Source organism: Streptomyces sp. NBC_01433 (genome assembly GCF_026340105.1).
GTDB lineage: Bacteria > Actinomycetota > Actinomycetes > Streptomycetales > Streptomycetaceae > Streptomyces.
Map to the genome: position 1 here is coordinate 1,216,093 of NZ_JAPEPM010000001.1, position 19,803 is coordinate 1,235,895.

Below are 19,803 nucleotides of genomic sequence, written 5' to 3' on the forward strand. Positions count from 1 at the left end.
CTGCCGCCGGGGGCCGAAGACGTCTCTCCGTACGAAGGGCCGTCTCAGGCCCTCAACCCCTTCACGCCCGTTCTCATGCCTCCGTCACCGCCGTGGCCCGCCACGGTGCCAGGCGTTGTACGTCGCGGGCCGTCTCCGTGACTCCGCTCAGGAAGCCCTGCGCGCGCGGGGACGCCGTGTCGCGGAGCCATTCCGGGGCGATGTCGCAGACCGCGACCTTGACGCCCGTGCCGGCCAGGGCCAGCGGGAGGGTGTGGACGACCGTGGAGGGGAAGCTCAGGACGGTGCGGCCGATGGGGCCCCGGCGGGCGATGAGTTCCAGGGGGAGGTCCGGGCGGACGATCTCCAGACCGGTGGCGGCTTCCAGGGCGTGGAGCTTCTCCGCGGACTCGCGGCGGTGCGCGAAGTAGCGGGTCGCGCCGTGGGTGCGGGCCAGGGCGGCGACCGCCTCCTGGTACGGGACCGGGTCGATGACGCCCGTCTCGACCAGGGAGGTGCCCACCAGGTCGGCGCCCTTGGTGATGCGGGGCGGGCCGAAGCGGCTGCGGGTCCAGGAGAAGTCGTTGGCGCTGACCGTGATGCCCGGCGGAGCCTCGACCGGCATCGCGGTGAACACCTCGACCGTACGGTTCGCCGATGGGGTGAAGCGGCGGCGGGCGGTGGCCGTGACCGGGGCCAGGACCAGTTCGCGCGGACCCTTGCTGCCCCGGCGGTGCCAGCGCACCAAGCGCTCGCCGCGGGCCAGTTGGGCGACGAACTCCATGGTGGCCGTGCCGTCGTCGACCACCGTGAGGCGGGGGGCGCGGACCAGGGTGAGCAGGAGTTGTACGTACCGCGAGAACGGGTCACCGATCACGATGTGATCCGCCCGCCTGACCAGTCCGGTCAGGGCGCGCAGGGCCTTGAGAGGCGCGCCGGACTCGCCGCGCGCCTCCTGCCAGCGGACGGTGATGCCCTCGTCGCGGGCCAGCTCCGCCATCCTGCGCAGCTGGCCGCGCGACATCGGGTCGACCGGGGGGAGGACGACGACCGTGGTGGCGGCCGGGTCCTGTCCCCCCATGCTGTGGGTCCACTCCAGGACGTTCAGGAGCTGGACCGGGCTCTCGACGAAGGCGAGGTTCACCGGTCGGCGCTCAGACCGCGACCGGCTCGGGGGCGGCGTCGCTCTCGGCGACGACGCCCGTGACGCGGCGGAGCTTCTTCATCGGGCCGAGCTCCGACTCGTACACCTTCTTCACGCCGTCGCCGAGGGAGGCCTCGATGGTGCGGATGTCGCGGACCAGGCGGGTCAGCCCCTGCGGCTCGACGGAGGCGGCCTGGTCGGAGCCCCACATGGCGCGGTCGAGGGTGATGTGGCGCTCGACGAAGGTGGCGCCGAGGGCGACGGCCGCCAGCGTGGTCTGCAGGCCCGTCTCGTGGCCGCTGTAGCCGATCGGGACGTTGGGGTACTCCTGCTGGAGGGTGTTGATGACCCGCAGGTTCAGCTCCTCGGCCTTCGCCGGGTACGTCGACGTGGCGTGGCAGAGCAGGATGTTGTCCGAGCCGAGGACCTCCACCGCGTGGCGGATCTGGCGCGGGGTCGACATGCCGGTGGAGAGGATGACGGTGCGGCCGGTGCCGCGCAGCGCGCGCAGCAGCTCGTCGTCGGTGAGGGAGGCCGAGGCCACCTTGTGCGCGGGGACGTCGAACTTCTCCAGGAACGCGACGGCCTCGGTGTCCCACGGGGAGGCGAACCAGTCGATGCCGCGCTTGGCGCAGTGCTCGGCGATGGTGCGGTACTCGTCCTCGCCGAACTCGACGCGGTGGCGGTAGTCGATGTACGTCATCCGGCCCCAGGGGGTGTCCCGTTCGATGTCCCACTGGTCGCGCGGGGTGCAGATCTCCGGGGTGCGCTTCTGGAACTTGACGGCGTCGCAGCCGGCTTCGGCGGCCACGTCGATCAGCGCGAGGGCGTTGTCGAGGTCGCCGTTGTGGTTGATGCCGATCTCGCCGGTGATGTAGACGGGCCGGCCGGGGCCGGCGGTGCGGGTGCCGAACGTGCGCAGACGAGAGGTGTTCATGGTGGTGCGTTCCTTACTTGGTGGGGACAGTGGGGACAGCAGGGACGGTGGGTGCGGAGGTGGCGGGGACGCCGGTGGGGACAGAGGTGGCAGAGGTGGCGGGGAGGCCCGTGCCGGTGAGCGTGGGGCCCAGCAGCCACGCCGCGATCTCGCGGATGGCGCCGAACCCGCCGGGGGTGGTCGTGACGGCGCGCGCCGCCGCGCGCACCGAGTCATGGGCACTGGCGACCGCGACGGGCCAGCCCGCCAGGTCGAAACAGGGCAGGTCGTTGACGTCGTTGCCGACGTAGAGGACGCGTTCGGGCGCGATGGACTGCTCGTCGCACCACTGCTTGAGCGCCTCGTCCTTGCGGTCGATGCCGTGCAGGACGGGGACCTTGAGCTTGCGGGCGCGGGCGGCGACGACCGGGTTCCGCTCCGTGGAGAGGATCAGGAGCGGCAGGCCCGACCGGCGCAGCGCGGCGATGCCCAGGCCGTCGCCCCGGTGCACGGCGACGGTCTCGCGGCCCTCGGAGTCGATCATGACCCGGTCGTCGGTCTGGGTGCCGTCGAAGTCGAGGACGACGGCGTCGATGTCCGCGCGGGTGGGCAGCGGGGCCGGGTCCAGGAGCGGGGCGAGCGCGCGGGCGCGGGCCAGGTCGTGCGGGTCGTCGACCTCCAGCACCCGGGCCGGGTCGGTGCGCACCAGGGCGGTGTGGCCGAAGAAGCGGTGGCGGTGGGTACGGAAGCCCGCCACGTCCATGGCGTACGCGGCCCCGGTCTCCAGCAGGTCCTGCGGGCGGGCCTGGCGCATGGGGCGGACGGCCTTGTCGTGGTTGACGCCGTAGCTGCCCTCCTCCACCGCGGAGCCGTCGCGCCACACGAAGCCGTGGAACGGGGCGACGGTGACGGCCGTGTCGGCGCCTTCGTGGGCGACCGCCCTGGCGACGCCGTCGATGTCCTCGCGGGCGACGAACGGGCTGGTGCACTGGACCAGCAGCACCACGTCGACGCTCCGGCCGCGCAGGGCCTCGTACGCGTCGAGGGCGTGCAGGACGGCCGCCTCGCTGGTGGCGGTGTCCCCGGCGATGGCCTCGGGGCGCTGGACACAGTGCAGCCGGTGGGCGGCGCCGTACGCCTCGGCCGCCGTCCGGGCCGCCTGCGCGATGGCCGCGTCGTCGGTCGTGACGACGACGTCGGTGACCGCGGGGGCGCCGAGGCAGGCGAGGACCGCGCGGGCGACCAGCGGTACGCCGCCGACCGGGGCGAGGTTCTTGGCGGGGACGCCCTTGGAGCCGCCGCGGGCGGGGATCACGGCGAGCACGGTGGACTTCGACGGGGTCCGGGCGGGCGTCCGCGCGGGGTCCGGGGTCGTCGGAGGGGTCTTCGAAGTGGTCGTCGGAGGGGTCTGGGGCGGCGTCATCGATGCTCCTGGGGTGGTGGTCACAGCTCGCCCATCCGGCGGATCACGGGGGCGACCCGCTGGACGCCCTGGCGGTAGGCGCCGCGCGCCGCGTTGCGTACGGTCTCGCGCACCGCGCCCCGTACCCGGCCGGTCTCCTGGGGGGCCGCCGCGCCGGGCAGCGGGTGACCGTCGGGGGCCAGGTGGTGGCGGGCGAGGATGCCGGGGAGGTAGCCGGGGGCGGTGGCGGGCGTGTAGTAGGGCGACAGGGTGGGGAGCGAGCCGCGGTTCAGCAGGGCTCCGACCCGGGCGCGGGCCCGGTCGTAGGAGCCCGCGTACGTGCCGTCGGCGGCGACGCCCTGGCCGGCCAGCCACTCCTCGTCGGGCCGCGGGCGGATGCCGCCGTCGAGCCGGTCCCAGGAGGTGAGCAGCCCGGAGCCGATGAAGTGGTGGTTGCCGAGGGTTTCGCGGATGCCCAGGTCGGTCAGGACGGCGGTCGGGATGCGCCGGTGCAGGGACTCCAGCGCGGCCGTCGAGGAGACGGTGACCAGCAGGTCGGTGCGGTCCAGGACTTCGCCCATGTGCCCGTACACCAGGCGGAAGTTGGGCGGGAGGCCGCCGGGCAGCCTCTCCGCGAGGCGCTGGTAGGGCAGCTCCTCGATGTGCGTGGTGTGCTCGCCCGGCTTGGAGCGCAGCTTCAGCAGCACCTCGCGGCGCGGGTGCAGCCGGGCGTGCTCGACGAGCCTGCGCAGCAGGTACGTGCGGTCGGCGCGGGAGGCCGGTACGGAGGGCTGGGCGGCGAACACCACGGTGTCGCGGCCCTCCTGGGGCCGGTGCGGCTCGCCGCCGAGGAACGGCAGCGCGGCCTCCGTGACGGCCGAGGCGTCGGCGCCCACTCCCTCGTACACGGCCCGGAACCGCTCCGCGTCGTGGCGGGAGTTGGCGAGGACGACATCGGCGCCGTGCCGCAGCAGGAGTCCGTCGGCCAGCTTCTCGTAGACGACGCCGACATAGCCGGTGACGACCACGGGCCTGCGGTCCAGCCGCAGGGCGGCGAGGCCGTGCAGCATGGCCTGGACACCGCCGCCGACAAGGGAGAGCACGACGAGGTCGTACGCCTCCTCCCGTACCGTGCGCAGGAACTCGACGGCGGTCACCTCGCGCACCCGGTCGGCGTCGATGCCGACCTCGCCGACCTCGGCGAGCTGCCGGGGCGTCGGGGTGGCCCGGCCGCGCAACAGCAGTCCGCTGATCTCGACGGGGCGCTCGCCGGTGCCGGACGCGGCGGTCAGCCGGCGCGCGGTGAGCGCGCCCCATTTCCACCGGGTGTCGGAGTCGGCGAGAACGGCTACCCGCAGCGCCGCGGTGTCCGCGGCGGCGGTTTCAGCCGGATCGGCCGTATTGCTGGTACGTGGGGGCACGTCGTAGAAGTTAGGAAGGCATTTCGTTGGGCGGCCCAACGGAGCGGCAACAAATGGTTAACAGCCCGCCGACGATTGGCTAATCGGCCCCGGATTCGGCCTGGTTCATCATTCCGACATTCGCCGTTCACCGAGCGTCCCCCGTGGGGACAAGGCAAATGCCGGAGCCCGCCCTAGCGTGATGCGGGTGGTTAAGCTCTCCGTCATCGTGCCGTTCTTCAACGTGCAGACATACGCGCCCGACACCCTCAGAAGCCTACGGGCCAATGCCCGTGAGGACTTCGAGTTCATCCTTGTCGACGACTGCTCGACCGATGGGACGGCGGACATCCTGCGCCGTGCCCAGGACGACATCCCGGGGGTGGTCGTGCTCAGACACGAACGGAACGGGGGGCTGGCCACCGCCCGCAACACCGGGCTGGACGCGGCGCGCGGCCAGTACCTCGCCTTCCTGGACGGCGACGACTGGCTGGCCCCCGGTTTCTACGCCGAACTGCTCGCCCGTACCGAGGCGTTGGGGTGCGACTTCGTCCGTACCGACCATGTCCAGGTGGAGGGCGCGAGCCGTACGGTGCACCGCGTCCCGCACGGCAGGCGCGACAGCGTGACGGACCCGCGCGAGGCGATCCTGCCCGCCGACCGGTCCACCTCGGTGGACTATCCGTACGCCTGGGCGGGGCTCTACCACCGCAGGCTGCTGGACCGCGGACTGCTGCATTTCACGGACGGGCTGCGCACCGCCGAGGACCGGCCGTGGATCTGGCGGCTGCACCGCAGCGCGGATTCCTTCGCGGTGCTCGGAATGCTGGGAATTTTCTACCGGCGCGGGGTGGCTTCCTCGCTGACCCAGATCGGTGATGTGCGCCAGCTCGATTTCATTCGCTCATTCGACCAGGTCATCCGGGAAACGGCCGAGGACCGCGACGCGAATCTGCTGCTGCCGAAAGCGGTACGTACGTACTGCGCGATCATTTCCCATCACATGGCCTCGATCGAGAGGTTCGAACCGCCCGTGGCCCGCACACTGAAATCACTCAGCTCGGCGGCGCTCAAACGCATGCCCCAGCCGGTGCTGGACGAAGCGCTCGACTCCATGGACGTCCAGCGCGCGACCCTGCTGCGCCGGCTGCGACGGCGGCCCACCGCCGCGAAGGAGGCGACGGCAGCATGAGCTTCCCCTCGACGCGCCGCACCACGCAGATCTTCGCCGCCTCCACCCTGTACGGCGCGGCCACGCTCGCCGCCGCGCTGGACACCGGCTGCTTCGGTCCGGCCGACCGCCGCATCCTGCTCGTCTGCAACAACGCCGCGATCCCGGAGACCACCCCGGCCCTCGACGCGATGCCGGGCTTCGAGTTGCTGCGCGGCCGTTTCGACGACGTGGTGTCGTGGAACGAGACGATCGCCCCGTTCCACCCGGGCCATTGGTCCCCGCGCCCCGACGACGTACCCCTGTGGGAACGGCATCTGCGGCTCGCCTGGGGGCTCGGCGACGACGCCGTCGAGCTGACGGTCGAGTCGATCCAGGTCAACCCCGCCATGGCGATCGCCCAGATCTTCACCGGTGTGCCGATCGATGTGTACGCCGACGGGCTGATGAGCTACGGGCCGACCCGCAACAAGATAGATCCGCTGGTCGGAACGCGGGTGCGGCGGCTGCTGCACCTGGATCTGGTGCCGGGTCTGAAGCCGTTGCTGCTCACCGAGTTCGGGGTGCTGCCGCAGATCGTGCGGACCGAGGGCTTCCGCAAGGTGCTGGGTGAGCTGGCCGGCGTACCGGCCGCTCTGCCGTCCGTCGAGGCGCCCGCGCTGCTGCTCGGCCAGTACCTCTCCGCGCTGGGGCTGATCTCCACCGCCGAGGAGGAGAACCTGCATCTGCGGATGATGCGGGGCGCGGTGGCGCTCGGCCACACCCGTCTGGTGTTCAAGCCGCATCCGACGGCCCCGGCCCACTGGTCGAAGGCGATGGAGGACGAGGCGGAGCGGCTCGGCGCCGAACTGACCGTGCTGGACGCCGGGATACTCACCGCGCCCGTTCTCGCGGAGGTCCTCTACGAACGGATGCGGCCCGCGCTGGTCGTCGGCTGCTTCTCCACGGCGCTGCTCACCGCGTCCGTGTTCTACGGGCTGCCGGTCGCCCGGGTGGGTACGGAAGTGCTGCTGGACCGGCTCTCCCCGTACGAGAACAGCAACCGGATGCCGGTCACCCTGGTGGACGTGCTGCTGCCGGAGCTCGGCGACCGGGCGGCGGTGCTGGAGCAGCGGCCTTCGGACGGCGCCGAGACGGAGGTGTCCGCGCTGGTCGCCGCCGTCGGGTTCGCCATGCAGCCGCGGATCTATCCGGGGCTGCGGCCGGACGCGGAGCGGTATCTCGCGGCGCGGCTGACGCCGTCGACCTGGCGGTACTTCAAGCGGCGCCGCCTCACGTCGCTGGCGCTGCCGGGGGCGGTGCCGTCCCAGTTCGCGTTCCTGCCGCGCAACGCGACGGTACGCAGGGTGGCGAAGCGGGCGCGGTCGCTGCGGCGGGCGGTGCGCCGGTAGGCACGGTCGCGGTGACGGTGACGGCCACGAGTGGTGGGGCGGGTCCGGTCGTCCGGGCCCGCCCCACCGTTCGTCGCATGGTTCGTCGCATGGTTCGTCGTACGGGGAGTTCGCGTCCGTCCCGGAGTGCTAGCGCCCCAGAATCACGCGCAGGTCCGCCGCGTTCGCCTCGGTGACCTTCCACAGTTCCTGCTGGCGGCCGTGCACATCGGCGACCGTCGCCGCGTGGTCGGCCAGCAGTCCGGCCGCCCGTTCGGTGAGGCGGGCGCCGAGGTGCCGGTCGTGGACCGAGATGCCCCACTCGGGCCGTTCGATGTCGGACAGGAAGTACGCCATCTTGGGGTGCGAGATCAGGCTGATGACCGGGGTCCCGCAGCCGAAAGGGATCATGCCCGCGTGGCCGCGCATCCCGATGACCAGCTTCGTCCGGGCGTAGGTGTCCCGGATCGCGTCGTTCTCGAAGTCGTACATCGGGATGACCGGCAGCGAGATGCCGTGTTCGCGCCGCAGGTCGAACGCGATCCGCTCGTCGTCCAGCGAGTGCGCGACGCACTTCACCTCGGCCAGTTCTCCCAGCGCGGTGACGGCGGTGGCCAGCTCGGCGAGGAAGTGCCCGTAGTCGTGGCCGAAGCGGAGCCCGGCCCTGTCGTACGCGGCGTTGACCAGGATGGTGTCATCGCGCGCGGCGGGGTCCTGCCAGCCGCCGACCAGCTGCCGGGTGACCGTGGTCGGGCAGGGCTGGAAGCGGACCTTGTGGTGCAGCTCGGGCGGCAGGAGGTCGCGGACCTTCTCGATGGAGCCGTGGTTGCGCAGCCCGAAGAACGCGGAGCGCTCCACCAGCTTGCGCAGGCTGGACAGGAACCGGTTCCGGCCGTGCCCGTACGCCTGTCCGTCGAACGCGTTGAAGCCGACCGCGTACACCACGACGGGTACGTCGATCCGCTCCAGCAGCTCGTCGGGCACGTTCCACTGCCAGCCGCTGTTGCCGTTCGGCGCGGTGTCCGGGATGAAGAGTCCGCCGCCGCCGATGACCAGACCGCGGCGGTCGTTGACCCGCTCCAGGGCCGCCTCGTCGAAGAGCCGGTGGGCGTGGACGGAGTGCCAGCGGTCGGGCCCGGTGTCCCGGCCGAAGGCCAGCCGTACGCTCTCGGGCAGCAGCTTGTCGCCCGCGTTGCCCTGGCGCTCCATGTAGAAGGCGACATGGGCCAGTTGGCCGGAGGCGGGGCCCTCGGCCGGCGGGGCGGGGTCGGTGGTGCGCAGGTGCGTCAGCCGGTTCGCCCGGTGCGTCGGGTCCACGCCGAGGCCCTGCCGGGCGTACCCCGCGGCCTCCGTGTCGTCGCCGTGGATCCAGGCGATCTGGGCGAGCCGGCCGAACGCGGTCGCGGCCCGGTTCGGCGCCGCGGTGGCCAGCAGCAGCTGGGCGCGGGCCTCCTCGTACCGGGACACGCTCATCAGGGCGTGGCCGAGCACCTCGTGCGGCCACGCCTCGTCGACCGGGATACGGACCCGGCCCAGCAGGTCCACGGCCTCCTGGTACTCGCCCGCGCCGATCTGTGCCGCGGCGACCTTGCGGGCGCTCTCCACATCGGCGGTGCGCAGGACGTGCGGGATGCCGTAGTGGACCAGCAGGTCGTGGTGCTTGGGCCCGTTCGCGTCGAGGTACGCGGCGTGGAAGTCGGCGTCGGACAGCTCGTACGCGTGCCAGCGGGCCTCGGCCGCGCCGTACCCCGCCTCGCCGCCCTGCCAGGGCTTGTGGCGCCCCGTGAAGTGCAGGATCGCGGTGCCGTCCGGGACCGGGAGGTCGCCCGAGAGCCGCCGCTTGACGAAGTTGTAGCGGGCGTCGAGATGGACGAAGCCGCCGTCCAGTACGGCGTTGAGGATGCCCTGGTCGTGCTTGTCCAGCTCGTACGTACCGGCCCGGCCGACCTCGTCCAGCTCGGCGCAGAACGTGTCGCTCAGATACTCGCGCTGGATGACCAGCAGCCCGCTGTTGAGCTTGTGCTGCCCGTAGAAGAACTGCGGGACGGCGGCGAGGCCGTCGCGCAGCTGGAGCAGTTCGCCCAGGTCACCGAGGACCACCATGTCGGTGTCCAGGGTGATCACGGTGTCGTAGTCACGCACACGGAACACGTCGAGGATGAAGTACGCCTTGCGCACCAGGTAGTTGTCCTGGTCGCCCTTGGCGTAGGTGTCGTAGTGCTCGGCGTCCACGCGCCGGAAGTCGACGCGCGGGTGCAGGGCGCGGATCCTCGCGACCGAGTCGGGGCGAAGCCCGTCGTGCAGGACGAGGAAGTCCTCGCAGACCTGCGGGTTGGAGAGGGCCAGACTGCGCAGCAGGGTCAGGAAGCCGGGCAGGTAGTTCTCGTCCACGAAGCTCGCGAACGCGACGCGGCGCTTGCCGGTGAGCGCGCTCGCGGAGGTGGGAGTCGTCATCGCAGTCGTATCCTCGTATCGGTGACGCTCTGGGCGCGTTCCATGACCCACGCCTTTTCGCTGGTGTACTCGTGCACGGAGGTGATGGGCATCCGCATCGCCTCGGGCAGCCGGTAGGCGCCGCTCTCGTAGAAGTCGAAGCCGATCAGGTCGATGCGCGGGCTGACGTCCAGGAAGTCCAGCAGCCACAGCATGTTGAACCCGGTGGTGGGTATCGCGGGCCATTCCTCGTTGCCGACGCGCCCGATGTCGCGCAGGGGCCAGCGCAGCGACTCGTCACCCAAGTACGTCTGCGCGCCCGGCACCAGCCGGTTGCGCAGCGAGTGCTTCCAGTCGCCGGAGACGCCGCCGAAGACCAGCCGGGTGTCCACGCGCCGGTCCCAGTTGAAGCCGTGCTTGTGGATGCTGACGTGGATGTCGGTGCGCCCGCCGGTCGCCACCGGGTCGATCCGGTACGAGTTGAAGCGGACGACCAGGTCGTAGGCGTCGATCTCGGCGCCGAGCGAACTGGCGCCGACACGCTGCGAGTTGGCGATCAGACAGATGGACCTGCCCGCGATGCGGTTGCGGAACTCGCCGAGGGTGAGCCAGCGGACGCCGCCGAAGGTGGGGTCGTCGACCGCACCTCGCATACGGAGCCTGCGCTGCTCGGCGTAGAGCGCGGTGAGTTCGGTGAGTGCGGTCAGCTCGGCAGGTTCGGGGATCACACCGGGGCCACCGGGCCCACCGGGTCCGGAATGCCTCGCGCGGTCGGGGCGGCCGGTTCCGTCGTACGTACCGCTGCTGCCGCCGCCCGGGATTCCGGCGTCCTCCCGTGCCAGGCCGAGGTACTGGGACACCGTCTCCTGGACCTCGGTGACCGGAGTGCCGTCGCGGCTCTGGGCCAGCAGCGCGCCGATCAGCCGGGCCCTGGCCCCGGACCGGTCGCCGCGCGCCCGCAGGTCCAGGCCCGCGGCCCAGGACTCGGTGACGGGCCGGGCGGCGAACTCCTGGGCCTCGGGGCAGCTGCCGGCCAGCCGGTGCAGCAGCTCGCCCCGGAGCCGGGCGCCCTCCCGCAGCCCGGCGACCTTGGCGGCCACACCGAACCCGTCGTCCTCGGTGAACGCGAGGTAGCGCTCGTGCGCGGCGACGGCGGCGCTCTCCTCGCCCGTCGCTTCCAGGATGCGGGCCCTCAGCCGCCAGCCGGCCCGGGAGCGCCTGCGCTGGGTCAGCACGGTGTCCGCGATGAGGAGGGCGAGCTTCCGCTCGTCCTCGTAGTCGCAGTCCAGCGCCTTGTTCCCGGCGGCGAGCAGCGGATCCAGCAGGTCGTCGCCGAGGACGAGGGCCGCGCCCGGCTCCTTGCCGGGCCGCCGCAGCAACGGCAGCCCGGCCGCCGGGGGTGCCACCGGGACCGACGCGGCGTGGGCGGCGAGGAGTTGGCGCAGCGCCTCCGCCAGTGCCGTACGGCGACGGTCCAGGCCCGCGACGAGCTTCCCGCTGTGCGCGGCGCAGGCGCGCAGGCAGGTCTCCAGGTCGGTGGGGGTGACGTCGGCGGCCTCGGGGCTGCCGCCTTCGGGCGGCGCCTGGACCTCCGCGTCGCGTTGCCGTGGCCAGCGGGTGCGGGCTTTCGTCATGGCGCTCCAAGCGTCTGATGCCCGTGGGGGAAGAGGGGCGTGGGTTGCGTACGGGAGTCGCGGACGTCCCGTGCGGTCCGTCTCCGGCGGAACGGAGAGGGGCGGGAGTCCGCGGAGCGGGTCGCGGTTTCGCGTCACCGTAGGAAACCTGGACGGCGCTTGGATGAACTCGCCCTGTCAGCCCGGAAAACTGCGTGTCTCCCGGGCGTTTCGGCCCCTCTTCCGGTCCTACGCTGACGCGGCGCACCGGCTGAAATGGAGTGGCCTTGACCATCACACCGCAGGACGCGGGCACGGCGCCCCGCACCGCCACGCTCCCCCTCTCCGATCCCCCGAGCACCCCGCGGGACACCCCGGAGGCAACGCCCGGAGCCCTGCCGCGGGAGTCCCCGCCCGCGCGGCCGAGGGTCCGGATGCGTGCCCTGGACGGGCTGCGGCTGCTCGCCGCGCTGATGGTCGCGGGCTACCACTACGGCGGCCGGGGCGGTGACATCACGAAGGCGTGGGGCAGTTCCGCCGCCGTACAGTTCCCGTCCGCCCACACCTGGTTCGCCTATGGGTGCCTCGGGGTGCAGATCTTCTTCGTGATCAGCGGTTTCGTGATCTGCATGAGCGGCTGGGGGCGCTCGCTGAGCGCGTTCTTCGCCTCGCGGGTCTCCCGGCTGATGCCGGCGTACTGGGTGGCCGTCGTCCTGGTGACCCTGGTCTTCGCGCTGCCCTGGGTGGCGTACGAGGCGGTGTCGCCCAGCGACGCGCTGGTCAACATGACTTTGCTCCAGCAGCCGTTGGGCGTGGACCGGGTGCTGGGGGTGTGCTGGACGCTCTGGGCGGAGGTGCGGTTCTACGCCCTGTTCGCGCTGTGCGTCGTGCTGCCCGGGGCGAATCGGCGGCGGGTGGTGCTGTTCTGCGCCGTGTGGACGCTGGCGGCGGCGCTCGCGAAGGCGTCGGGCGCGGCGTTCCTCGATGTGCTCCTGATGCCGGAGTACGCCCCGTACTTCATCGGCGGCATCGGCCTCTACCTCGTCCACCGCGACCGCCGGGACGCGGTGGCCTGGGGCATCGTCGGGGTGAGCTGGCTGCTGGGCCAGCACTACGCGGTGGCGGACCTGTGGCACCCGGACAGCCCGGACGCCTTCTCCTACCGTTCGTCCACGGTGATCGTCCTGGTCGTGACGGCGGGCTTCGCGGCGGTGGCGGCCATCGCGCTGGGGGCCCTGAACCGCGTCGACCGGCAGTGGCTGACGGTCGCGGGGGCGCTGACGTACCCCTTCTACCTGGTGCACGAACACCTCGGATGGGTGGTGGTGGGGGTGTTGCACCGGGGGCTGGGGATTCCGGCGTGGGCGACGTTCGCCCTGACGGTGGCGGCGATGCTGGGCCTGGCCTGGCTGCTGCACCGCTTCGTGGAGCGGCGGTTCACGCCGCTGCTGCGGGACGCCCTCTCACGAACAGCCCTTGACCTCAAGCGCGGTTGAGCTCCTAACGTCGGAGCCATGGACTACACACACGATGACGCGGGACTTGCCAGGCAGCCGATCGGATACTGGAGTTGGGCCGCGCACAAGGCGACCGTGACCCACATCCAGGCGGCGCTCGCGGAACAAGGGCTGACCCAGCCCCGGTGGTGGGTGCTCAACCAGCTCACCGACGCGGACGAAACAGGCCGGGTCCGCGAGGAGGTGGTGACGCTGCTCAAGGGCTATTTCGACGTCGGGGACGGCATGGAACCCGAGGTCGACTCCCTGATCGAACAGGGTCTGGTCGCCCAGGCCCCGGACACCCGGCTGCGGCTGACCACCGAGGGGCGCGCGTTGCGCGAACGGGCCATCGTCCGCGTGACGCGGGCCAGTGCCGAGATCCACACCGACATCCCCACCGAGGAGTACGTCGCGGCGCTCAAGGTCCTCCAGCGCATGATCCACAACGTCGGCGGCAAAGCCTGGCACCACTGACCCGGGCAGGCCGCGACCGGCCGGGCCCGGCACCACTGAGCCCGGCCCGGCCCGGCCGGTCAGATGCTGCTGAACGAGAGCTTCGCCGCGAACCCGAGGAACAGCACACCCGCCGCCGAAGTGGCCCCGGCCGACAGCCGCTTGCGGCGGCGGAAGGCGGAGGCCAGGCGGGTGCCGCCGAATATGAGCATCGACAGGTACAGGAAGCTGGCGAACTGGAGCAGCGTGCCGAGCAGGAGGAAGGACAGGGCCGGGTAGGCGTAGCCGGGATCGACGAACTGCACGAAGAAGGAGATCATGAACAGGATCGCCTTCGGGTTGAACAGGCTGACCACCAGCGCCCGCCGGTAGGGCCGCTCCATCGCGACGGCCGCCGCCGGCGCCCCGGCCTCGTCCGTCAGCTCGGCCACCCGCCGGTGCCGCTCGCGCCACATGGACACGGCCGCCCGCAGCATCCCGATCGCCAGCCACGTCAGGTAGCCCGCCCCCGCGTACTTGACCACCGCGAACAGCAGCGGCGTCGTCTGGAGCAGCGAGGCGGCCCCCAGCGCGGACAGCGTCATCAGGACCGTGTCGCCGGTCCAGACACCGGCGGCGGCGACATAGCCGGTCCGTACACCGCGCCGGGCGGCGACGGAGAGCACGTACAGCGAATTCGGCCCCGGCAGAAGGACGATCAGCACCAGGCCGGCGAGATAGGTCGGAAGATCGGTGACACCCAGCATGAACGGAGTGTCGCACGGGGGTACGACACTCCGTCCAGGCGTTTCATCACGGGAGACGTCAGAACGCGTCGGTGGGCACGTACGTCCCCCAGACCTGCCGCAGCGCGTCGCAGACCTCGCCCACGGTCGCCCGCGCCCTGAGGGCGTCCTTCATCGGGTACAGCACGTTGTCCGTGCCCCGCGCCGCCGCCTTCAGCCGTACCAGGGCCGCGTCGACCGCGCCCCGGTCCCGTTCCGCGCGGAGCGTGGCCAGCCGCCGGGCCTGCTGGGCCTCGATCTCCGGGTCCACGCGGAGCGGCTCGTACGGCTCCTCCGCGTCGAGCCGGAAGCGGTTGACGCCGACGACGACGCGCTCACCGCTGTCCGTCTCCTGCGCGATGCGGTACGCGCTGCGCTCGATCTCGCCCTTCTGGAAGCCGCGCTCGATCGCGCTGACCGCGCCGCCCATGTCCTCGACCCTGCGCATCAGGTCGAGGGCGGCCGCCTCGACGTCGTCCGTCATGCTCTCGACGACGTACGACCCGGCGAACGGATCGACGGTGGCCGTGACGTCCGTCTCGTACGCGAGGACCTGCTGGGTGCGCAGCGCGAGGCGGGCGGACTTGTCGGTGGGCAGGGCGATGGCCTCGTCGAAGGAGTTGGTGTGCAGCGACTGCGTGCCGCCGAGGACCGCTCCCAGCCCCTGCACCGCGACACGGACCAGGTTGACCTCGGGCTGCTGGGCGGTGAGCTGGACGCCCGCGGTCTGGGTGTGGAAGCGCAGCATCAGCGACTTGGGGTTCTTCGCGCCGAACTCCTCCTTCATCACCCGGGCCCAGATCCGGCGGGCGGCACGGAACTTGGCGACCTCTTCGAGGATCGTCGTACGGGCGACGAAGAAGAACGAGAGGCGCGGGGCGAAGTCGTCCACGTCCATGCCCGCCGCCACCGCGGTACGGACGTACTCGATGCCGTCCGCGAGGGTGAAGGCGATCTCCTGCGCGGGCGAGGCTCCGGCCTCGGCCATGTGGTAGCCGGAGATGGAGATGGTGTTCCACTTCGGGATCTCGGCCTGGCAGTACTTGAAGATGTCCGCGATCAGCCGCAGTGACGGCTTCGGCGGGAAGATGTACGTGCCGCGGGCGATGTACTCCTTGAGCACATCGTTCTGGATGGTGCCGGTGAGCCGGTCCGCCGGGACTCCCTGTTCCTCGCCGACCAGTTGGTAGAGCAGCAGCAGAAGGGCGGCGGGCGCGTTGATGGTCATGGACGTGGAGACCTTGTCCAGCGGAATCCCGCCGAACAGGACGCGCATGTCGTCCAGCGAGTCGATCGCGACCCCGACCTTGCCGACCTCGCCCGAGGCGATCGTGGCGTCGGAGTCGTGGCCCATCTGGGTGGGCAGGTCGAAGGCGACCGACAGGCCCATGGTGCCGTTGGCGATCAGCTGCTGGTAGCGGGCGTTCGACTCGGCGGCGGTACCGAAACCGGCGTACTGCCGCATCGTCCACGGCCGCCCGGTGTACATCGTCGGGTAGACGCCGCGGGTGAAGGGGTACGCGCCGGGCTCACCGAGCTTCTCCGCCGCCTGCCAGCCGTCGAGTGCGTCCGGCCCGTACACCGGCTCGATGGGCAGTCCCGACTCGGACTCTCGCGTCATCTGCTGCGCCTCCCCTTCAAACTACCTACTGGTAACAAACCTCGCGACGGACTGTAGCGGCGGCCTCGGGACCCGGTGGAGAGCCATTGGCTGGGACCTTGCTCACAGGGCCCGGTCCGGTCTGGACGTGCTGTTCCCATCATGCGCAGGATTCGGCAACCGGGCAGGACGGGAATCCGTCCAAGGAGACACCGGAACCACCGGAACCACCGGGCGAGGCAGGGGGCCGAGGATGACGGGCAGCGACGGAACAGCCGGAACGAACGAAAGGGACGGACGGGACGGAAGGTTCGGACGGTTCGGGCGGGACCGGCGGGACGGAAGCGGCGTTCGCGGCGGCCTGGGCACCTCGCCCGGCCCGAACCGTGGCCCGGTCCTCCTGGACGGCCCGCGCGGTGACTTGGGCACCTCGCCCGGCCCGCGCGGTCGCCGTCACCGGGGAACGCGCGCCGCCACCACCGCCGCGGTCGGGATGCTCGCCGTCACCGCGCTGGCGGCAGGCTGCCGGGTCCAGACCGCCCAGGGCACGGAGCCGACGTCACCGCCCGCCCCGGCCTCCGGCAGCCCGACGGCGAGCGTCTCCCCGCGCCCGTTCGCCACTCCCTCCGACGACGCGAAGCCGGGCGGCGGCCCCACCGGGACGCCCTCGGCCGACACCTCGCCCGAGCGGAAGCCGGGCACCGCCGCGTCCACGCCGCGGCCCGCGGCCCTGATGAGGACCGGGTCGGAGGGAGGGCAGGTACGGGAACTCCAGGCCCGGCTCCGCCAGATCGGCCACTTCAACCGCACCCCCACCGGCTACTACGGCACCGTCACCGTCACGGCCGTCCAGTCCTTCCAGGGCAAGCGGGGCCTCGACCGCACCGGCAGCACCGACGCCGTCACCTGGCAGAAGCTGCTGGGGATGACCCGGAAGCCGACGGCCGAGGAGCTGGACCCGCCGACCGAGCGGCCGGTGACCAAGCCGGACGAGCGCTGCCTGACGGGCCGGGTCCTGTGCATCAGCAAGAACAGCCGGACCCTGTCGTGGATGATCGACGGCCGGGTCGTCTCCTCGATGGACGTGCGCTTCGGCTCGGAGTACACCCCCACCCGCGAGGGGACGTTCAAGGTGTACTGGAAGTCCCGGCACCATGTCTCGACGCTCTACGACTCCCCGATGCCGTACGCGATGTTCTTCAGCGGCGGCCAGGCGGTGCACTACTCCTCGGACTTCGCGGCCCGCGGGTACAGCGGCGCCTCGCACGGCTGTGTGAACGTCCGGGACGAGGGGAAGATCGCGGCTCTGTTCGGCCAGGTGAAGAACGGCGACAAGGTCGTCATCTACTGGTAGCGGCCGCTGATGAAGCGAAGAAGGAAAAGAGGCGCGGACGGGACCGGGGGAACGTGTCCCGCCCGCGCCATGTGCGCCGAGCCGAAGGTACGGGGGGAACCCCGGCTCAAGCGCTGCCGATGACCAGTCGGCTCGCTCTGTACTGCGTCCCGCCGCCGAAAAACGTCACACCTTATCGGTGGGACCCTCGCGTTCGGGAAGGAAATCGCAGGTCAGCGAGGTGGAGATACGTTCCGACGCGAGGGTCTACGGGGTCTACGGAGCCAGGGACGCGTTGGCCGTGCCGTCCCCGGCACCGTCCGCCCTGCCCGCCGACGCACCGTCCGAACCCGAACCCGCGCCCGTGCCCGGCCCCGTAACGGCGTTCGGCGGCTGGGTGCGGAAGGAGATCGACGGGAGCGAACCGCCGCCGCCCTCGCCGTCGCCCTTCCCCGGGTCGTCACCGTCGTCGTCGCCGTGGCCGTTCCCGTCCTCCTCGTCCAGCAGCCGGTCGCAGAACCGCTTCAGGTTCTTCTCGCCCTTGGCCAGCTGGATGAGACGGCGCCTGCTGCTGTCGTCGAGCTTCCCGTCGCGGTAGGCCCGGCATGCCTTGACGGACTTCTCGTACCACTTGCCGGAGGTGGCGTCGCCGGAACCGTCGGGCCGGTCCTCGGCGTCGGCGTCGTCCTGCGAGCCGGCCGTGGGCCGGGAGTCGTCCTTCCGGTCCCGGTCCCCGCCGCCCGTGGCGGTGCTGCCACCGGCGCCCACGCCGTCGTCCGTACGCCGCCGCTCGGTGTCGTCCGCTCCGGCGTCCCTGCCTTCGGGTGAGTCGGAGGGGGTCGGGGTGGTGCCCGTCGCGGACGGGGAGGAGGGGCTGCCGGACGGTCCGTCGCCGTCCGGCAGCCCGGAACCCAGTTCCCTCGGCGACGCGGCCGAGGAGACGGAGGCCGCCGGTGCCGGGGAGCCCAGGCCGCCGAAGGGCCCGGAAATCACTCCGGTCCCGGCCGCGACCGCCACCCCACCGAGGGCGCAGCCCGCGAGCGAGACGACCAGGCCGAAGCGCACGGGGCGGCTCCAGCGCGGGCGGCGGGCCGTGGCGGCGGACATGGCGCCGATCCGCACCGGCTCCAGCAGTGCGGGCTGTCCATGGGCCGCCGCCGCACCGGCTCTCTTCGCGGCGCGGCCGTTCGCCGCGGTTTTGTGGGCGGCCTGCCGGAAGGCGGCCAGCACCGTTTCCTCGCCGGGCAGTTCACCGCCGTGCGAACGGGCGGCGGTCCGGGCGTCGCCCAACGCCCGGCTGAGCCGCAGGGCTTCGGTACGGGCGTGATCGTCGACGGGTACGACCGGTTCGCCGCGGAGCAATCTCTCCGCCGCGTCCTGGTCAAGCCACTCGTAGTGCTCGTCGGCCATCACATGTCCTTCTGCGTCCACGGACGCGAATGCGTCACACCGGGCGTAACACCGGCGGGCGCCACCGAACCATTACGGCCGGGGCGCTGCGCGGGCAGGGCGCCGAGCTCCACTCCCCCTGCTCCGCCCTGACCTGCGCCGTCGTCGGGGGCCCGGCCCGGGTCGGCCACCGCTCCCGGATGGTCGGCGCCGAGCAGCTCCGACAGCCGCTTCAGGCCACGGTGCGCGGCGGTGCGTACGGCGCCGGGCCGCTTGCCCAGGGTCTGCGCCGCGCTCTTCGCGTCCAGGCCGACGACCACCCGCAGCACGACGGCCTCGGCCTGGTCCTGCGGCAGCTGGGCGATGAGCGACATGGCACGGTCGGTGGCCATCGCCTCGATGGCGTCGGCCGCGGTGTCCGAATCGGCGGGCCTGGCGGTCAGTTCGGACTCGTCGCCGCCTATGGCGGGGCGCCTGCTGCGCATCCGCAGATGGTCCAGGGAGCGGTTGCGCGCGATCCGGGCCGCCCACCCGCGAAACCGGTCGGCGTCGCCGCTGAACCGGTCGAGGTCACGGGCTATCTGCAGCCACGCCTCGGACGCCACGTCCTCGGCGTCCGGCTCCCCGACCAGTGTCCGTATGTAGCCCAACAACCGTGGCTGCACCGCGCGGTACACAGCACGGAAGGCGTCCTCGTCCCCGTCCTGTGCCGCGAGCACCGCGGCGGTCAGCTCCGCGTCGTCCCCCAGCACTCCCTCAACCCGCCCTGCTGTCCTGAATCGCAGCTGGTCACCACTGCTGCGCCACTCTGCGCGACTCAGCACGCTACGTGCTCGGCGGGTGTCGCGTCCATGGCTTGTACAACCCGCAACGGTTCGCTGACACAGCGCGGTGTGACAGAAAACGCGGTGGCGGCGCTGAGATGAGTACGGGGTCGTGCTGCGACCCCGTGGAAGACGACCGGGGCCTCTCCTGTGGGGGGTGGCGGCCCCGGTCGTCGTCTCTCGGCCTCCACTCCGACCGGGCAGTACCCATGGCGCGGGGCCTCTGCATGACCAACGCGTGGCCAACGCGGCCGGGCGTTCACCCAATCCTCCCCAGGTCGTTGGTGACCTTGCTGTGCCGCCAGTCATGGATGCAACACCGCTCGGGGAGGACCAGCCGCTCCCCGGTGGTTCGCCACCGCACGCTGACCTGGCTGGTCCCGCGGCCCGGCAGACGTGATTCCGTCCTTGCGCAGCTGGCACTCGCGCAGGAGCGGGCACCGATCCGTGCCTCGCTACCCCTTGCCCCTACTGCCCCCGAGCCGGGGCGCAGCCGACGTCTGGCACTGCGCC

General features: G+C 71.9%; 15 protein-coding genes. 5 read left to right on the plus strand and 10 right to left on the minus strand.

Features of this window, described 5'->3' with window-relative positions:
• Positions 1-73: 73 nt before the first annotated feature.
• From OG413_RS05250 to OG413_RS05265, 4 genes are read right to left on the minus strand one after another with little or no spacing between them, the layout of a single operon-like run.
• Positions 74-1,123: a hypothetical protein gene (locus OG413_RS05250; protein WP_266803247.1), complete on the minus strand. Its 1,050-nt coding sequence runs from the start codon at positions 1,121-1,123 to the stop codon at positions 74-76.
• Positions 1,124-1,133: 10 nt separating this feature from the next.
• Positions 1,134-2,060 (minus strand): N-acetylneuraminate synthase family protein, encoded by a 927-nt coding sequence (locus OG413_RS05255; RefSeq protein ID WP_266803248.1) that lies wholly within the window; start codon positions 2,058-2,060, stop codon positions 1,134-1,136.
• A 13-nt stretch (positions 2,061-2,073) separates the two neighbouring features.
• On the minus strand, positions 2,074-3,462 hold the full coding sequence (locus OG413_RS05260) for an acylneuraminate cytidylyltransferase (protein ID WP_266803249.1): 1,389 nt from the start codon (positions 3,460-3,462) through the stop codon (positions 2,074-2,076).
• A gap of 20 nt (positions 3,463-3,482) precedes the next feature.
• Positions 3,483-4,862, minus strand: a complete 1,380-nt coding sequence (locus OG413_RS05265; protein WP_266803250.1) for a DUF6716 putative glycosyltransferase — start codon at positions 4,860-4,862, stop codon at positions 3,483-3,485.
• Between the two features lie 187 nt (positions 4,863-5,049).
• Between OG413_RS05265 and OG413_RS05270 the strand changes: the two genes are divergently transcribed.
• On the plus strand, positions 5,050-6,033 hold the full coding sequence (locus OG413_RS05270; RefSeq protein WP_266803251.1) for a glycosyltransferase family 2 protein: 984 nt from the start codon (positions 5,050-5,052) through the stop codon (positions 6,031-6,033).
• A complete protein-coding gene (locus OG413_RS05275) occupies positions 6,030-7,403 on the plus strand; it encodes a polysialyltransferase family glycosyltransferase (protein WP_266803252.1) in 1,374 nt (457 codons plus the stop codon). Before OG413_RS05270 ends, OG413_RS05275 begins: the two co-directional genes overlap by 4 nt.
• Before the next feature lie 129 nt (positions 7,404-7,532).
• Here the strand turns inward: OG413_RS05275 and OG413_RS05280 are convergent, their stop codons facing one another.
• Together OG413_RS05280 and OG413_RS05285 are read right to left on the minus strand one after the other, a co-directional pair.
• Positions 7,533-9,836, minus strand: a complete 2,304-nt coding sequence (locus OG413_RS05280; protein WP_266803253.1) for a glycosyltransferase — start codon at positions 9,834-9,836, stop codon at positions 7,533-7,535.
• Positions 9,833-11,449 carry a hypothetical protein gene (locus OG413_RS05285; RefSeq protein WP_266803254.1) on the minus strand — a complete coding sequence of 539 codons (1,617 nt, stop codon included), beginning with the start codon at positions 11,447-11,449 and terminating at the stop codon, positions 9,833-9,835. Before OG413_RS05285 ends, OG413_RS05280 begins: the two co-directional genes overlap by 4 nt.
• A 374-nt stretch (positions 11,450-11,823) precedes the next feature.
• On the opposite strand from OG413_RS05285, the gene OG413_RS05290 reads away from it, so the two are divergent.
• Entirely contained in the window at positions 11,824-12,924 is a 1,101-nt protein-coding gene (locus OG413_RS05290; protein WP_266809900.1) for an acyltransferase, read from the plus strand.
• Between the two features lie 18 nt (positions 12,925-12,942).
• Positions 12,943-13,401: a MarR family winged helix-turn-helix transcriptional regulator gene (locus OG413_RS05295; RefSeq protein ID WP_266803255.1), complete on the plus strand. Its 459-nt coding sequence runs from the start codon at positions 12,943-12,945 to the stop codon at positions 13,399-13,401.
• A gap of 59 nt (positions 13,402-13,460) precedes the next feature.
• Here OG413_RS05295 and leuE read toward each other — a convergent pair whose 3' ends face one another.
• The gene (leuE, locus tag OG413_RS05300; RefSeq protein WP_266803256.1) at positions 13,461-14,126 is read right to left on the minus strand and encodes a leucine efflux protein LeuE; all 666 of its coding nucleotides are present in this window, start codon (positions 14,124-14,126) and stop codon (positions 13,461-13,463) included.
• A 58-nt stretch (positions 14,127-14,184) separates the two neighbouring features.
• On the minus strand, positions 14,185-15,765 hold the full coding sequence (locus OG413_RS05305) for a methylmalonyl-CoA mutase (RefSeq protein ID WP_266803257.1): 1,581 nt from the start codon (positions 15,763-15,765) through the stop codon (positions 14,185-14,187).
• A 472-nt stretch (positions 15,766-16,237) separates the two neighbouring features.
• On the opposite strand from OG413_RS05305, the gene OG413_RS05310 reads away from it, so the two are divergent.
• Complete coding sequence (locus OG413_RS05310) at positions 16,238-17,098, plus strand: L,D-transpeptidase family protein (protein ID WP_266809902.1); 861 nt, start codon at positions 16,238-16,240, stop codon at positions 17,096-17,098.
• Between the two features lie 255 nt (positions 17,099-17,353).
• Here the strand turns inward: OG413_RS05310 and OG413_RS05315 are convergent, their stop codons facing one another.
• Both OG413_RS05315 and OG413_RS05320 read right to left on the minus strand, forming a co-directional pair.
• Positions 17,354-18,487, minus strand: coding sequence for a hypothetical protein (locus tag OG413_RS05315; protein WP_266803258.1), 1,134 nt, complete (start codon positions 18,485-18,487; stop codon positions 17,354-17,356).
• Positions 18,487-19,218 (minus strand): RNA polymerase sigma factor, encoded by a 732-nt coding sequence (locus OG413_RS05320; RefSeq protein ID WP_266803259.1) that lies wholly within the window; start codon positions 19,216-19,218, stop codon positions 18,487-18,489. The genes OG413_RS05315 and OG413_RS05320 overlap by 1 nt, the downstream gene beginning before the upstream one ends.
• Positions 19,219-19,803 lie beyond the last annotated feature (585 nt).

What these genes read in the sequence shown, in the direction of transcription:
- OG413_RS05275 (WP_266803252.1), top strand. Translation starts at nt 6,030, where the DNA reads ATGAGCTTCCCCTCGACGCGCCGCACCACGCAGATCTTCGCCGCCTCC.
- OG413_RS05285 (WP_266803254.1), bottom strand. Translation starts at nt 11,449, where the DNA reads ATGACGAAAGCCCGCACCCGCTGGCCACGGCAACGCGACGCGGAGGTC.
- OG413_RS05280 (WP_266803253.1), bottom strand. Translation starts at nt 9,836, where the DNA reads ATGACGACTCCCACCTCCGCGAGCGCGCTCACCGGCAAGCGCCGCGTC.
- OG413_RS05305 (WP_266803257.1), bottom strand. Translation starts at nt 15,765, where the DNA reads ATGACGCGAGAGTCCGAGTCGGGACTGCCCATCGAGCCGGTGTACGGG.
- OG413_RS05255 (WP_266803248.1), bottom strand. Translation starts at nt 2,060, where the DNA reads ATGAACACCTCTCGTCTGCGCACGTTCGGCACCCGCACCGCCGGCCCC.
- leuE (WP_266803256.1), bottom strand. Translation starts at nt 14,126, where the DNA reads ATGCTGGGTGTCACCGATCTTCCGACCTATCTCGCCGGCCTGGTGCTG.
- OG413_RS05260 (WP_266803249.1), bottom strand. Translation starts at nt 3,462, where the DNA reads ATGACGCCGCCCCAGACCCCTCCGACGACCACTTCGAAGACCCCTCCG.
- OG413_RS05295 (WP_266803255.1), top strand. Translation starts at nt 12,943, where the DNA reads ATGGACTACACACACGATGACGCGGGACTTGCCAGGCAGCCGATCGGA.
- OG413_RS05315 (WP_266803258.1), bottom strand. Translation starts at nt 18,487, where the DNA reads ATGGCCGACGAGCACTACGAGTGGCTTGACCAGGACGCGGCGGAGAGA.
- OG413_RS05310 (WP_266809902.1), top strand. Translation starts at nt 16,238, where the DNA reads ATGCTCGCCGTCACCGCGCTGGCGGCAGGCTGCCGGGTCCAGACCGCC.